General features: G+C 54.9%; 11 protein-coding genes. 10 read left to right on the top strand and 1 reads right to left on the bottom strand.

From position 1 onward, the window contains the following. Positions 1 to 216 precede the first annotated feature (216 nt). From hpf to prfB, 4 genes are all read left to right on the top strand, one after another. The gene (hpf, locus tag HMPREF0721_RS05090; RefSeq protein ID WP_040639929.1) at positions 217 to 753 is read left to right on the top strand and encodes a ribosome hibernation-promoting factor, HPF/YfiA family; all 537 of its coding nucleotides are present in this window, start codon (positions 217 to 219) and stop codon (positions 751 to 753) included. A 207-nt stretch (positions 754 to 960) separates the two neighbouring features. Next, positions 961 to 2,766, top strand: a complete 1,806-nt coding sequence (locus HMPREF0721_RS05085) for a DUF5317 family protein (RefSeq protein ID WP_006598531.1) — start codon at positions 961 to 963, stop codon at positions 2,764 to 2,766. A gap of 192 nt (positions 2,767 to 2,958) precedes the next feature. Then, positions 2,959 to 5,460, top strand: coding sequence for a preprotein translocase subunit SecA (gene secA / locus HMPREF0721_RS05080; RefSeq protein WP_006598530.1), 2,502 nt, complete (start codon positions 2,959 to 2,961; stop codon positions 5,458 to 5,460). Between the two features lie 21 nt (positions 5,461 to 5,481). Further along, positions 5,482 to 6,591, top strand: a complete 1,110-nt coding sequence (gene prfB, locus HMPREF0721_RS05075; RefSeq protein ID WP_006598529.1) for a peptide chain release factor 2 — start codon at positions 5,482 to 5,484, stop codon at positions 6,589 to 6,591. A gap of 73 nt (positions 6,592 to 6,664) precedes the next feature. Here prfB and pyrE read toward each other — a convergent pair whose 3' ends face one another. Continuing rightward, entirely contained in the window at positions 6,665 to 7,333 is a 669-nt protein-coding gene (pyrE, locus tag HMPREF0721_RS05070; RefSeq protein ID WP_006598528.1) for an orotate phosphoribosyltransferase, read from the bottom strand. Positions 7,334 to 8,248: 915 nt separating this feature from the next. On the opposite strand from pyrE, the gene HMPREF0721_RS05065 reads away from it, so the two are divergent. Genes HMPREF0721_RS05065 through lgt form a run of 6 tightly spaced genes read left to right on the top strand, consistent with a single transcriptional unit; the run spans position 8,249 to position 13,705 of the window. Continuing rightward, the gene (locus HMPREF0721_RS05065) at positions 8,249 to 8,890 is read left to right on the top strand and encodes a hypothetical protein (protein WP_242821855.1); all 642 of its coding nucleotides are present in this window, start codon (positions 8,249 to 8,251) and stop codon (positions 8,888 to 8,890) included. Next, positions 8,890 to 9,762: a TlyA family RNA methyltransferase gene (locus tag HMPREF0721_RS05060; protein ID WP_006598525.1), complete on the top strand. Its 873-nt coding sequence runs from the start codon at positions 8,890 to 8,892 to the stop codon at positions 9,760 to 9,762. The genes HMPREF0721_RS05065 and HMPREF0721_RS05060 overlap by 1 nt, the downstream gene beginning before the upstream one ends. A gap of 22 nt (positions 9,763 to 9,784) precedes the next feature. Next, positions 9,785 to 10,669, top strand: a complete 885-nt coding sequence (locus tag HMPREF0721_RS05055; protein WP_006598524.1) for an NAD(+)/NADH kinase — start codon at positions 9,785 to 9,787, stop codon at positions 10,667 to 10,669. 42 nt (positions 10,670 to 10,711) lie between these two features. Continuing rightward, a complete protein-coding gene (locus tag HMPREF0721_RS05050; protein WP_006598523.1) occupies positions 10,712 to 11,170 on the top strand; it encodes an arginine repressor in 459 nt (152 codons plus the stop codon). A gap of 40 nt (positions 11,171 to 11,210) precedes the next feature. Continuing rightward, the gene (recN, locus tag HMPREF0721_RS05045; RefSeq protein ID WP_006598522.1) at positions 11,211 to 12,929 is read left to right on the top strand and encodes a DNA repair protein RecN; all 1,719 of its coding nucleotides are present in this window, start codon (positions 11,211 to 11,213) and stop codon (positions 12,927 to 12,929) included. After that, complete coding sequence (gene lgt / locus HMPREF0721_RS05040) at positions 12,926 to 13,705, top strand: prolipoprotein diacylglyceryl transferase (protein WP_006598521.1); 780 nt, start codon at positions 12,926 to 12,928, stop codon at positions 13,703 to 13,705. The genes recN and lgt overlap by 4 nt, the downstream gene beginning before the upstream one ends. The last annotated feature ends 33 nt before the right edge of the window (positions 13,706 to 13,738 follow it).

Below are 13,738 nucleotides of genomic sequence, written 5' to 3'. Positions count from 1 at the left end.
GAATGTGCATTAGGCTGAAGAATGGCAGGGATCGAAGACGCATGAGTTCGATGAACCGGCGATGTCTTTTGAGAGCGTGCGAATAAAATTTGGCAAAGAAGAGTGCAAATGACGTCGGACTATGCTATAATGAAAGCGTAACCAAATCAAAAGATTTGGCGCCGCTTTTGCATGCGGTTGGCAGGGCGGCGAATAATGACCGGGAGGACTATCATTATGAAATTTACGATCTATGGCAAAAACATGCATGTATCGGAAGGCTTGAAAGACATCCTGAAGAAAAAATTTCAAAAGTTTGACCGCTATTTTGATAAGGAAACAGAAATTTACGCGACTTTCAGCAAAGATAAAAACGGCCAGATGCTTGAGGTGACCATTCCGCTGGGCAAAACCATCCTGCGGGCTGAAGAATGGAGCGACGACATGAAAAGCTCCATCGAAGCGGTTGTCGACAAACTGGAAGGACAGCTGCGCAAATATAAGACCAAACTTCAGAAACGCTATGCCAATGAAGCGCCCAAATTGATCTTTGATGCTTTTGAAGATGAAGAAGATGCAGAAAGTGTCGATGTGCCCAAAGTGGTCAGAACTAAAAAATTTGCCATTAAACCCATGTCGGTGGACGAAGCGACGATGCAGATGGATTTGCTCGAACACGACTTCTTTGTCTTTCTCAATGCGGAAACCGATGACGTCAACGTGGTGTACCGCCGTCATGACGGTAACTTCGGCCTCATTGAACCGACGCTTTAATGTCAGATGAATCTACCCGCCTGTTCCGGCGGGTATTTTTGTGGGTGGGCAGATTGGGATGAATTGACATCAGGCACCATTTGATTTAAAATTAATTTTAGTTTATCTTCGCAGAAATGCGGAAGAGAAACGAGCAAAATTGGCAATAACAGAAGCAAATGTACAATAAAAATTTCGAAAAAAATTTCAGACTGAAGGTGGTTATCGATGTTTATAATATGCGCCATAATATTGGGATTGATCCTCGGGATGGTCCGCGGCGGCTCTGTCAGACGGATTTTCAGTAAAAAAGTTTCACTTTGGCCTTTGGGGCTGATGGGTATCGTATTGCAGTTGGGATTGCACCTGTGGTTTTATTTGGGCGCGGCGACAGGCGTGGCCACCATTGTCAACTTTGTCAGCTATATTTTGATTTTAATCACACTGATTTTTAACTTCGATGATCTTTGGACCATTTTGATGACGGTGGGGACGACGGCAAACTTTATCGCTTCCTTTATTAATGGCGGCAAGATGCCGGTGGCTTCGAATATCGTTCAGGCGTTGGGAAACAATCAACTGGTTACCTCGATCTCCAAAGGCACCAATGCAGTTTACAGTGTAATTTCTCAGTCGACCACGACGCTTTGGATGCTGGGCATTAATGTGCCGATCCCTTACCTGGGTAAGATCGCCGGGTTTTACGGCGGGATCGGCGGTTTTTCGATCGGCAGCGCGCTGACTTTTGTCGGGATTATCGGCTGGGTTCAATACCGAATGAATGCTCAGCCTGCCGCAGAGGATTCGTTTTTAGATGACACAGAATTCGGCACCGAAGATTATATCTTCGCGCCGGACGAGATGGATCATTTGCCCGATAAAGAAAAGACCGGTTATGAAACCGAGCCGTTGGATTGGCTGCAGGATAATTCTGCCGAATTGTTCACGATGGAAGAGACGGAGCATCCTTCGGAGCCGGCGGAAGAGCCCTCCGAAGTAAAAGCGGTGGATGCACCGATCGCTGAAGATTCATCAGACGCATCGGAAAAGCCGGCGGAGGACGCGCCGGAGGCTACCGCTGTTTTGCCGGACCTATCACCGGAACTTTTAAATCAAATTCGCAGCCATGGACAAAAAAATGTGATTAAAGCGCCGGAACCGGCGGCCGACTCAGATGACACCCGGGTTTTCACCGCGTTGAAGGATCTTGGACGCTATGACACCCGGCCGATCGGGGGCGAAAAAGAGCCGATTCAATCGGAACGCGACGAAGAAGACGATTTTGCCGAAAGCGGCTTTTTTACCCAGTCGTTTTATGCTGAACGTGAAAAAGGGCGATTGGCCTTTGGCGACGTGGAAACTGCGCCGGGATCAGAGCCGACACCCCAAAAACAATCCGTTGTGGCGGAACCCAGTACATTACCGGATAGTCAGCCGCAGATGATGGAGGAGGAAGAGCAAATGAGTGATCACCATCAAGAACCGACGTATTTCCGTCAAGATCATCTTTTTGAAGAAGACAAAGAGATTGAAGAAACTCCGACGGCAGCAGAACAGAAGAAGCCCTCGTGGCAGCCGGTGGAAAAAACGGCGGCGAATCCCAAACGAACCAGAGAACAGAAGATCAACCCATACCGCAAGTACAGCAATGAACAGGCCGCGCAGATGACGGATGCTTCCCGGGATAATGAAAAACAGATGCTGAGTGTCTGGCAGCAAGTCTCCAAGGAAACCGAAGCGCTGCGCCAGCGAGGTAAACGCAGCGGCGAGCACCTGAGAGAAAGAGATGCAAAACATCCCTTCCATTCTTCAGAAGAAGAGCGTCAGCGCTTGAAGAAAGAACACAGCCGTGCGGGACTTCGCGCGCCGGAAAAACCAGTGGCTTCAGCAACAGACCGCAGAAAAACACAGAAAGCGACCCAGGAGGCTTCGGTCGATGCCGAAAGAGAAAAAGCCGGATTTGAAAAAGTCGAGATCGATGTGGAAGGCCGGACCGTCTCATTCTGGCGGAAGAAAAAAGAAACAGAAGAATAAGACAGATTTAAGAAAAAGGGCTAAACAGCAGCCCTTTTTTGATTGCCTATCGTTTGATTGAAAAAAATAAAAAGCCTTTTCAAAAATATGATATACTAATAGCTTAGTGAAAATAATCATTAATAAAGGCTATCGGCGCCGCGAGCGGCGACAGCTGTGTGAAAGAATCGAAAGGGATTGGAGTATTGAAACATGGGATTTTTGGAAAATCTGTTTGACCCCAGCAAGAAAGAAGTTAAAAAACTGCAGAAGGCGGCGGATCAGATCGTCGCCCTTGAAGATGAATACAAAGTGCTTTCGGATGAGGCGCTCAAACATAAAACCGTGGAATTTAAAGAGCGCCTGGCACAGGGTGAGACGTTGGACGATCTTTTGGTGGAAGCCTTTGCGACGGTGCGGGAAGCGGCCGACCGCACGGTGAATATGCGCCACTTCCCGGTGCAGCTCATCGGGGGCATGGTGCTGCATCACGGGGACATCGCCGAAATGAAAACCGGTGAAGGGAAAACGCTGGTTGCGACGCTGCCGGCCTACCTGAATGCACTGACGGGCAAAGGGGTTTTTATTGTGACGGTCAACGATTATCTGGCCAAGCGCGACAGCGAATGGATGGGCAAGATCCACCAATTTTTGGGGCTTTCTGTTGGGCTGGTTATTCACGATATGAGCTTCGAAGATAAGATCGCCGCCTATAACGCCGATATTACCTACGGAACCAACAATGAATTCGGGTTTGACTATCTGCGGGACAACATGGTGGTGGAAAAATCCGAGCAGGTGCAGCGCGACCTCAATTACGCCATTATCGACGAAGTGGACTCGGTGCTCATCGACGAAGCCCGAACGCCGCTGATCATCTCAGGCAGCGGTGACAAGAGCACCGATCTTTATAAAGTGGCCGATGCCTTTGCCAAAAGCCTAAAGCCCGAAGATTACGACAGAGACGAAAAAGAGAAGGCCGCGACGCTGACAGCTTCAGGGATTGCCAAGGCGGAAAAATTCTTTAGTCTGGACAATCTGGCTGACGCCGACAATATGGACGTCATGCACAATATTGAGCAGGCGCTTCATGCCAATGCGCTGATGACCAAGGACGTGGATTACATTGTTAAAGACGGCGAAATCATCATCATCGACGAATTCACCGGTCGCCAGATGCCGGGACGGCGTTATTCCAACGGTTTGCACCAGGCCATCGAGGCCAAGGAACACGTCACCGTGAACCGGGAATCCCGGACCATGGCGACCATCACCTTCCAGAATTATTTTCGGATGTTCAACAAGCTTTCGGGAATGACCGGGACGGCCAAAACCGAAGAGGAAGAGTTCAACACGATTTATAACCTGAACGTGGTGACCATTCCCACCAACAAGCCCATGATCCGCCGGGACCTCAACGATGTGGTCTATAAATCGGAAGAGGGAAAATTCCGGGCGGTGACGCAGGAAGTCAAGCGGCGCCACGCTACCGGTCAGCCGGTTTTGATCGGGACGATTTCCATCGAGAAGTCCGAAATCTTGAGCAAATACCTCAAGCGGGAAGGCATCAAGCACAACGTGCTCAACGCGAAATATCTCGAAAAGGAAGCGGAGATTATCGCCAAGGCCGGACAGCGCGGCGCGGTGACCATTTCCACCAATATGGCCGGCCGCGGAACGGATATTGTGCTGGGGGACGGCGTCGCCGAACTGGGCGGGCTGCACATTCTCGGGACCGAACGCCACGAGTCCCGCCGCATCGACAATCAGCTGCGCGGGCGTTCCGGGAGGCAGGGAGATCCGGGATCGACCCAGTTTTTTGTATCGCTCGAAGATGACTTGATGCGCATTTTCGGCTCGGACCGCATTCAGGGCATGGTGGAAACCCTCGGCATGGACGAAGACACGCCGCTGGATTCCAAGATGCTCACCCGCGGCATCGAAAATGCCCAGAAAAAAGTGGAGGCCCGCAATTTTGACATCCGGAAGAACGTGCTGCAGTATGACAATGTGATGAATCGGCAGCGGGAGATCATTTATGCCCAGCGCCAGGAAGTGCTCGACGGCAAGAATATGCACGACCAGATTCGCAAAATGACGGACGATCTGATCGACGATTACGTGAATATGTACACCAGCGCCGGCCCGGCCTATGCAGACTGGAACGTGGACAAGATTAAAAAATACTTTGGCGAGTTTTTGCCGGTCCATCGCCTGAAGGTGGATGAAAACAGCAGCGTTGAGGATTTGAAAGCCGGTCTGCGCGCGCTTTGTGACGAAAACTACCGGGCTAAGGTCGAGCTGCTCGGCGACGACGAGATGCAGGACATGGAACGGATGATTCTTCTGCGCGCGGTGGATGCGGCGTGGATGCTTCATATCGACGACATGGATCAGCTGCGGCAGGGCATCGGCCTGCGGGCCTTTGGCCAGAACGATCCGGTGGTGGAATACACCAAGGAAGGGTTCAGCATGTTTGAAGAAATGAATGCCGCCATTCAGGAAGAGACCGTCAAATATATTTATAACGTGCAGATTAAGGTGTCGCCCCGGGCGCGCCGTCAGCAGGCGACGATGCACACCAACGAATCACAGATTGAAGGACAGGGCGAAAAGCAGCAGACCATTCATAGGGATAAAAAAATCGGCCGCAACGATCCTTGTCCCTGCGGCAGCGGAAAAAAATACAAGAATTGTCACGGGCGATACGCCTGAGGCCCGGAAAGGAAGAAAGCATTGATCGATTTATACGAGGCGAAGCAGGCGATCACCGGCATGGACGCAGAGCTTACAGCTTTGGGCAAATCCATGGATCTGCCGGCGATTGACGCGCGCTTGTCGGCGCTGATGACCCAAAGCGAAGATCCCGCGTTCTGGAACGATCAGAAGAGTGCCCAGAAAGTCCTCAAAGAACAGACGATTTTAAAACGTAAGCGCAGCCGCTACGACGAGGTCAAAGAAGAGCTCGATGACGTGTCGGTGATGTATGAGCTGGCCGAAGAGGGCGAGGGCATGGACGAGCTCGAGCAGATGCTCGGGGCTTTTCAGGAAAAGTTCGAAGATTTCAAGCTGGAAATGCTTCTCTCCGGGGAATACGACAGCAACAACGCTATTATTTCTTTGCATCCGGGGGCTGGCGGCACCGAATCCCATGACTGGGCGTCGATGCTGCTGCGGATGTACACCCGCTGGGCGGAGGCCAGGGGCTATAAGATTAAGCAGCTGGACTATCAGCCCGGGGATATTGCCGGAATCAAAAGCGCGACCCTGCTCATCGAGGGCATCAATGCCTACGGCTATCTGAAGACGGAGCGCGGCGTGCACCGGCTGGTGCGCATTTCACCCTTCGATTCCTCCGGCCGACGGCACACCTCGTTTGCGTCCCTCGACGTGACACCGGAGGTGGACGACTCGGTGGAAATCGAGATCAACCCGGACGACATCCGCGTGGATACCTACCGCTCCAGCGGGGCCGGCGGCCAGCACGTCAATAAGACGTCCTCGGCGATCCGCATCACCCACCTGCCCACCGGCGTGGTGGTGCAGTGCCAGAACGAGCGCAGTCAGCACCAGAACCGAGAAGTGGCGATGAACATGCTCAAATCCAAACTGGTGGAGATCATGGCGCAGGAGCAAAAGGAAAAGTTGGAGGATGTCGTCGGCGATTATTCGCAGATTGCCTGGGGCTCCCAGATCCGCTCCTATGTGTTTCATCCCTACACGATGGTGAAGGACCACCGCACCGGGGTGGAAGTGGGCAATATCCAAACGGTGATGGACGGCGATCTCGACCGCTTTATGAACGCGGAGCTGCGCAAGGAAGCGGCGGATGCCAGCGCGATTTAACAAGGCAGCCAAGCAATCAAAAAAAGAATCGCCGGCGTGATGCCGGCGATTCTTTTTTGGTGCAGCTTTTTATTTAGACGCCGTATTGCGCAAGATGAGCCTCGATGCGGGCCTTCATAACGTCGTCGATCACGACGCGGCCGTCCACTTCGCGGTTGTGCAGACAGGCGACGATCTCTTTGACGGTGACGATGGGGGTGGTGGCGATGCCGAAACGGTCGGCGATTTCCTCAATGGCCGTCTTGCCGCCGTCGCCCTTTTCCATGCGGTCGACGGAGATAATCAAACGGGCAACCTTCACGTCTTCAGCCAGGGACTTGAGCAGCGGCACCGTTTCTTTGACCGAGGTACCGGCGGTGATTACGTCTTCGACGATCATCGCCGTGTCGCCGTTTTGCGGGCGGTAGCCGATGATATGGCCGCCTTCGCCATGATCCTTGGCTTCTTTGCGGTTAAAGCAGTAGGGGATGGTCACATGGTGGTCGCGGTAGAGCGAGGCCGCTGCGGTGATCACCAGCGGAATGCCCTTGTAGGCGGGGCCGTAAAGAAAATCGATGCCGTCCAGGTGGTTTTTGATGCAGGCCGCATAATATTGGCCGAGCTTAGCGATTTGCTCGGAGGTTTTATAATTGCCGGTATTGACGAAATACGGCGTTTTGCGGCCGCTCTTAGTGATAAAGTCGCCGAAGGTCAAAACCTTCGAGCGGACCATAAATTCGATAAAGGCTTCTTTGTAGTTCATGGGATGCTCCTTCGAATGGCGGCAGTGCCGTCAAATTTTCTTAATGATACCCTAAGGGCGGCAAAAATGCAACGCGGGCGGCGCCAAAACCGGCAGTTTGTGGTATAATGCGTGGGAGATGACACAGTATCCTAGTCGGGGCTTTCGATCACCAGGGCGGGCCTAAAAATCCGTCGAAGGGCATATCGATGAAGTCCCTTGGGGTTGCCTTTGACGCCCAGTCGAGGGTTTCGCCAGGGGGTTAAGGAAGATGGGGCAACCTGCAACGGCATGTAGGCCTCGACCCTGCTTCCGTGGAGACCACGATGCCACATCCGCGGTGTAACAATCCAGCGATGCTTTTCGCAGCAAGCCGCAGACTGTGAGTCGGGGGAAAACCTGGGAATGAGTCAGGGCCTGTTGTGGCCCGGAAGGATTTTGAACCAGCGTAGCCTGCCTTGAGTGGTTCGGGTGGATGGATTGACAGTTTTTGGGAAATCAGGGCCCGATTTCTTAGAAATATTGCATCCGAAACCCCTTCTGCAAAAGAGGCTAAGGATCGAAAAGCGCCGCCGCGGAAAACGCCTAGGCTGCTCGCAAGAAATGCTGTGGGGATTATAGTGCACACTCAGTGGCAATCCAGCCCCGCTTTCGGAAACGAGGCGGAAAAGCTGTAGAGGGAAACCGTCGGCCCGGCGACAGGCCGGTCAGCTTTTGGGAAATCCTGCTGGACCTATGTTGCAAAGTTTACTCGCGGCACCGTCATCTTGCAAAAGGATTATGCATGCGGCATGGTCCTTTTTTGTTGCGCCCATTTGCGTCGGCTTTAATTTACGTTATAATAGAAATTGAAAATGAATTTTTAAGCGGCTTTTTATGCATGGGCGGCAAAGATGGACAGAGCCGATGCCCCGGATGGAGGAGCTTGTCAAAAATATGAGCGAAACGAAGCGAAGGTCTCGTCAAAAAGCGCCGGAAGAACCGGGGGAGACACAGGCCAGAACGAATGCTAAAAAAATAATGCGCAGGGAACAGGAGGCCAAGGCCCATCGGCGATGGATTGCCCTGGTGGGCGTCGGCACTTTTTGTTCGACCATGGTGATCACCTATCTGTCGGACACGGTGCTGTCAAACGCGAATCTGTTGATCTCGTTTGTGATTTTGATCGCGATTATCGCGCTGGGCATCGCGACGGATATTGTGGGCATTGCCGTGGCCTCGGTGAGCTTGGAGCCCTTTAACGCGATGGCGGCCCGCAAAAGAAGGGGGGCCAAAACGGCCGTGTGGCTTGTGAAAAACGCGGCGAAGGTATCTTCGGTGTGCAACGATGTGATCGGGGACATCTGCGGCGTGGTGTCCGGCGGGATTTCCGTGTCGATCACGGCGCAGCTGGCGCGGTTTTACGGTCTGGCGGATTCGTCCTTCGCCGGATTAATCATCGCCGCATCGGTGGCCTGCCTTACCGTCGGCGGCAAGGCTATCGGCAAGGATGTGGCCATGAAAAACGGAACGGCCATCGTCAGTGCGATCGCCGGTCCCATCGCGGCCGTCCAAAATTTGGTGAATAGGAAAAATTAATGAGCAAGCACAAAGAGCGATTGGATAAAATGCTGGTGAAGCTTGGCTTTTTCGATACCCGGGAAAGAGCCAAGAAGGCCATTATGGCAGGCCTTGTCCGCGTGGACGGCCGGGCACACACCAAGGCCGGCGATCAGGTGAGCGTGACGCTTGAGAAGCATCAGGTGACGGTTAAGGGCGATGCGATTCCCTTTGTCAGCCGGGGCGGGCTCAAGCTTGCGCGGGGGCTTCGCGTATTCGATTTTCCGGTGGCGGGCAAGACGTTTCTCGACATCGGCGCGTCCACCGGCGGATTTACGGATTGCCTGCTGCAAAACGGTGCGTCCAGGGTGATTGCGGCGGATGTGGGCTACGGCCAGTTTGATTGGAAACTGCGCAATGATTCCCGGGTGATCTGCCTGGAACGGACGAATTTTCGCTACGCCGGGCCGGACACGCTGCCGGGGCTCGATACCCCCGCCGACGGCTCGGTGATGGATGTGTCCTTTATCTCGGTGCTCAAAATGATGCCGGCGATTTACCGCTGTGTGAAGCCGGGGGCGCTGGGCATTTGGCTGATCAAGCCCCAGTTTGAAGTCGGCAAGGGAAAGGTGGGCAAGCATGGGGTCGTCCGGGATCCGGCCGTTCACCGGGAAGCGATCGCGCAGACCGCCGCCGGCATCGAAGCGGCGGGATTTTCGGTGGCGGGGCTCGACTATTCGCCGATTCGCGGGCCCAAGGGCAATATTGAATTTTTATGTCTGACCAGGAAAGAGGCGTCGACGGCCGAGGTGGCACACGACGAAGCGGTGAGCGGGGCGGCCGCTATTGAGGCGCTGGTGGCGCGGGCACACCGCCATTATCAAAACGGAGAATCCGAGGAGACAAAATAGATTGGAATCAGCAGAAAAGCAAATGAGACACAAAAGCGTGCCGGACGTTAAAATTGAGGAAATCGGCATTTATATTAATTTTGACAAGCAGACCTCGGTGGCGATGGCCAGACGATGCGTGGCCTATTTGGGCGATCGGGGCGTTAAAACGGTGATGCTTCAGCGCCAGCTGACGGAATTGGGGGAGCTTGCCGGCGTGGCGGGGGTTCCCAAGGATACCTTTTTCTCCCGGCCGGACTGCATTGTGACCCTCGGCGGGGACGGGACGCTGCTCGGGGTGGCGAGACAAGTCGGTGCGTATGAAACGCCGATTTGCGGCATCAATCTCGGCAAGCTCGGGTTTTTAACGGAAGGTGACGCGGAATCCTGCGAGGCGATTTTAGCGCGTCTGTGCGAGGGCGACTACCAATTGGATCAGCGCATGCTCCTCGAAAGCCAGGTGACCCGGGAGGACGGGACCGTCGAAAAGCAGAGCGCGCTCAACGACGTGGTGATCAAAGCGGCGGGGATTCGGATGATCGATTTGACGGTGGCGGTAGACGGAGAATTGGTGGATACCTTTTATGCCGATGGGCTGATCGTCGCGACACCGACGGGCTCGACGGCCTATTCGCTTTCGGCCGGGGGGCCGGTGGCCGATCCCCGGGCCAACATCATGCTCATCAATCCCATTTGCCCGCATCGGCTGCACGACCGCGCTTATGTATTGCCGGGACGCGCCGTGGTGGACATCCGTTTTTCCGGGCGCAACCACGGCATCGATGTGTGCGCCGACGGGCAGGTTTCGCTGTCGATCAATCGGCGGGGGCGCGTCCGCATCACCCGCGCACCCTATAAAACCAATTTGATCCTGTTTGGAAACATGAGCTTTTTCAAGCAGCTGCGCCGTAAATTAACGGACCATTAATAAATTGGCCGGCACGAGAGAATCAGGGGAGAAAACGCAAAGATGAAAATTTCGAGACAATCGAAAATTTTGGAGATTATTGAACAAAACGATGTTGAGACCCAGGAGGAGCTGGCCGAGCATCTGAAACGCGCGGGATTTGAAGTGACTCAGGCGACCGTCTCCCGGGACATCAAAGAGCTCGGGCTGATCAAGGTGGGGGGCAGCCGCGGCCGTCAGCAATACGCTTCGATGCGCGACCGCGCCAATCTTTACGATGAGCGGGTGAAGGCCGTGTTTCGCGAGTCGGTGTTGACGGTGGATACCGCGGCCTTTCTCGTGGTGATTCACACCCTGCCGGCCATGGGGCAGGCGGCGGCCATTGCCATCGACGGTTTGGAGTGGCCGGAAATTGTGGGGACCATTGCCGGAGACGACACCATTTTTGTGGCGGTGCGCAACGAAAAGGATGTGCTCCATGTGGCGGATCGCTTCCGGAAACTGATGAAGCAGCCGCAGTGAAGGCAGTCAAGAGGCGCGAGGGCCGCGAAAGGAGGGCGTCGTGTTAAAACGGATATCGATAACCAATTACGCGCTGATCGAACAGCTGGATATTAACTGGGACAGCCATCTCAACGTGATCACCGGGGAAACCGGCGCCGGGAAATCCATCGTGATCGACGCGCTGACGTTGATTCTCGGCCAGCGGGCCAATAAACAGAATATTCGCCAGGGCGCCGATCGCATGTCGGTGCAGGGGGTGTTCAGCTTCGATCAGAATAGTGCCGTGCACGAGCATTTGGCCGAGATGGCCATTGCCACGCCGGACGATGAACTGATCCTCACCCGATCCATCAGCCGCAGCGGGCACAATGTGTGCCGTGTCAACGGCTACGCGGTGACCGTGGCTCAGCTGAAAACCCTGGGCCGGGATCTGGTGGATATCCACAGCCAGCACGAGAATAACTCGCTTTTTCAAAGCGAGGCCCAAAGGCGGCTGCTCGACGCTTGGGGCGGCACGCCGGTGGCGGCGTTGCTGCTTAAAACCCGGCAGCAGGCCGATAAGCTCAAAACCTTGTCGAAGACCATCCGCGATCAGGAAAAGGATGCCCGGGAGATTGAACGCCGCAAGGAAATGATCGCCTTCGAGCTGGCCCAGATCCGCGAGGCGCATTTGGACCCGGCGGCAGACGCGGCCTTGGAGAAGGAGCAGCGCATTCTGGAGAACGGGGAGATGCTCTTTTCGCTGGCTGGAGAAGCCCGGAGCCTGCTCGACGGCGACGATGGGGAAAGCGCCGGCGTGCTGGAAAGTCTGGCCCAGCTGCAGGAGCGTCTGGCCAGACTTTCGGCAATCGACGAGACCTTTGCGCCCTATCGGCAGACGGTGAAGGACGCCCTGGATGGCCTCGGGGATTTATCCGGCGAGCTGGGCGTTTACCTGTCGGACATGGCCTTTGATCCCAAACGGCTTGAAACGGTAGAGCAGCGGCTCGCGCTCATCGAGGGACTGCGGCGCAAATACGGGGCGACGGTTGAGGAAATCGTGGCTTACGGCGAGCAACTGGCCGAAGAACTGGACGACTTGGCCCATCACGACGATCATCTGATTGCGATGAAGCACGAATATAAAACCCTTTGGAAGGCCTATCGGGAAACGGCGGCCGTGCTGCATGCAGAGCGTTTGCGCGCGGCAGAAACCCTTTCCGGCGCCATCGAAGGAGAGCTGGCCGACCTCGCCATGAATCGGGCCCGGTTTAAGATTGAAATCGAAAAGGACGAAAAAATCATCTCGCCCTGGGGCAGCGACACCATCACCTTTCAGATCGCGGTAAATCCGGGGACGCCCCTGCGTCCGCTGAAGGAAGTGGCCAGCGGCGGGGAAATCTCGCGCATCATGCTGGCGATCAAATGCATCTTTGGGGAGCTCGACCGCATGGAGACCATGATCTTCGACGAAATCGACACGGGCATCTCCGGCCGGACGGCTCAGACCGTGGCGGAAAAGATCATGGCGCTCTCCCGGAAGCGTCAGGTTATCTGCATCACCCATCTGCCGCAGATCGCGGCGATGGCCGACGCACATTTTCAGGTGCTTAAAAGCGCGGACGAAAAATCGACCCAGGTGGCCTTTCACGCGCTGTCATCGGCGGAAAGCCGGGACGCGCTCGCGGGGATGCTTTCGGGAGCGGCCGTCACGGCTTCGGCCGGCACGCACGCGGAAGAAATGCTCGCTCTGGCGCGGGCGCAGAAGGAGAAACAAAGACAGGAGGCCAAGACATGAGGCAGCCCAATCCAATCGCCTTGCATGTCGGCGGGATCACGGTGCGCTGGTATGGTATTTTAATCGCCGGTGCGTTGGTGCTCGGCATGGTGATCGCCTGGCGGCGCTGCCGGCGCACGGGCCTTTCGCCGGACGATGTGACCGATTTTTTTCTGGTGTTGATCCCCGGTGTGGTGATCGGTGCGCGTCTGTGGTATGTGATTTTTGAGTGGGGCTATTACCGCGGCAATCCGTCGGAGATCGCCATGATCTGGCACGGGGGGCTGGCGATTCACGGCGGGATTCTGGCCGGGATTCTCGTCGGCGTGATTTTCTGTCGGGTGAAAAAAATTACCTTCTGGGATCTGGCCGACACGGTGATCCCGGCCCTGCCCCTGGGGCAGGCCATCGGCCGCTGGGGCAATTTTTTTAATCAGGAGGCTCACGGGGTCGCGACGCATTTGCCCTGGGCCATCACGGTGAACGATCCGGCGATGGGCCTTGTGCAGGTGCATCCCACTTTTCTTTACGAATCCCTTTGGGATGTGCTCGTCTTTTTGTTTTTAGTTTTTATTTTCGAGCGGCGGCTCCAAAGAAATCGCGGAGAATTACTCTTTGTTTATTTCATTGGTTATTCCGTCGGGCGATTTTTTATCGAGGGCCTGCGCACCGACAGTCTGATGTTTTTCGGATTGCGCACGGCTCAGCTGACGAGCCTCGCGCTGATTGTGATCGGGATCGTCGGCTTGATCTGGCTGCGGCGCCGCGGTGACGATTTGCGTCGCCGGCCGATTTAAAAATCGCGCTTGCATTTGCCCGGGGCGTATATT

It is taken from the genome of Pseudoramibacter alactolyticus ATCC 23263 (genome assembly GCF_000185505.1).
GTDB classification, from domain to species: Bacteria; Bacillota; Clostridia; order Eubacteriales; family Eubacteriaceae; genus Pseudoramibacter; species Pseudoramibacter alactolyticus.
The sequence above is the reverse complement of the archived record's forward strand: the minus strand, read 5'-3'. Positions and strand labels throughout refer to the sequence as shown.

Coding starts and splice junctions, on each gene's coding strand:
- hpf (WP_040639929.1), top strand. CDS start 217: ATGAAATTTACGATCTATGGCAAAAACATGCATGTATCGGAAGGCTTG.
- HMPREF0721_RS05085 (WP_006598531.1), top strand. CDS start 961: ATGTTTATAATATGCGCCATAATATTGGGATTGATCCTCGGGATGGTC.
- secA (WP_006598530.1), top strand. CDS start 2,959: ATGGGATTTTTGGAAAATCTGTTTGACCCCAGCAAGAAAGAAGTTAAA.
- pyrE (WP_006598528.1), bottom strand. CDS start 7,333: ATGAACTACAAAGAAGCCTTTATCGAATTTATGGTCCGCTCGAAGGTT.
- HMPREF0721_RS05065 (WP_242821855.1), top strand. CDS start 8,249: ATGAGCGAAACGAAGCGAAGGTCTCGTCAAAAAGCGCCGGAAGAACCG.
- HMPREF0721_RS05060 (WP_006598525.1), top strand. CDS start 8,890: ATGAGCAAGCACAAAGAGCGATTGGATAAAATGCTGGTGAAGCTTGGC.
- HMPREF0721_RS05055 (WP_006598524.1), top strand. CDS start 9,785: ATGAGACACAAAAGCGTGCCGGACGTTAAAATTGAGGAAATCGGCATT.
- HMPREF0721_RS05050 (WP_006598523.1), top strand. CDS start 10,712: ATGAAAATTTCGAGACAATCGAAAATTTTGGAGATTATTGAACAAAAC.
- lgt (WP_006598521.1), top strand. CDS start 12,926: ATGAGGCAGCCCAATCCAATCGCCTTGCATGTCGGCGGGATCACGGTG.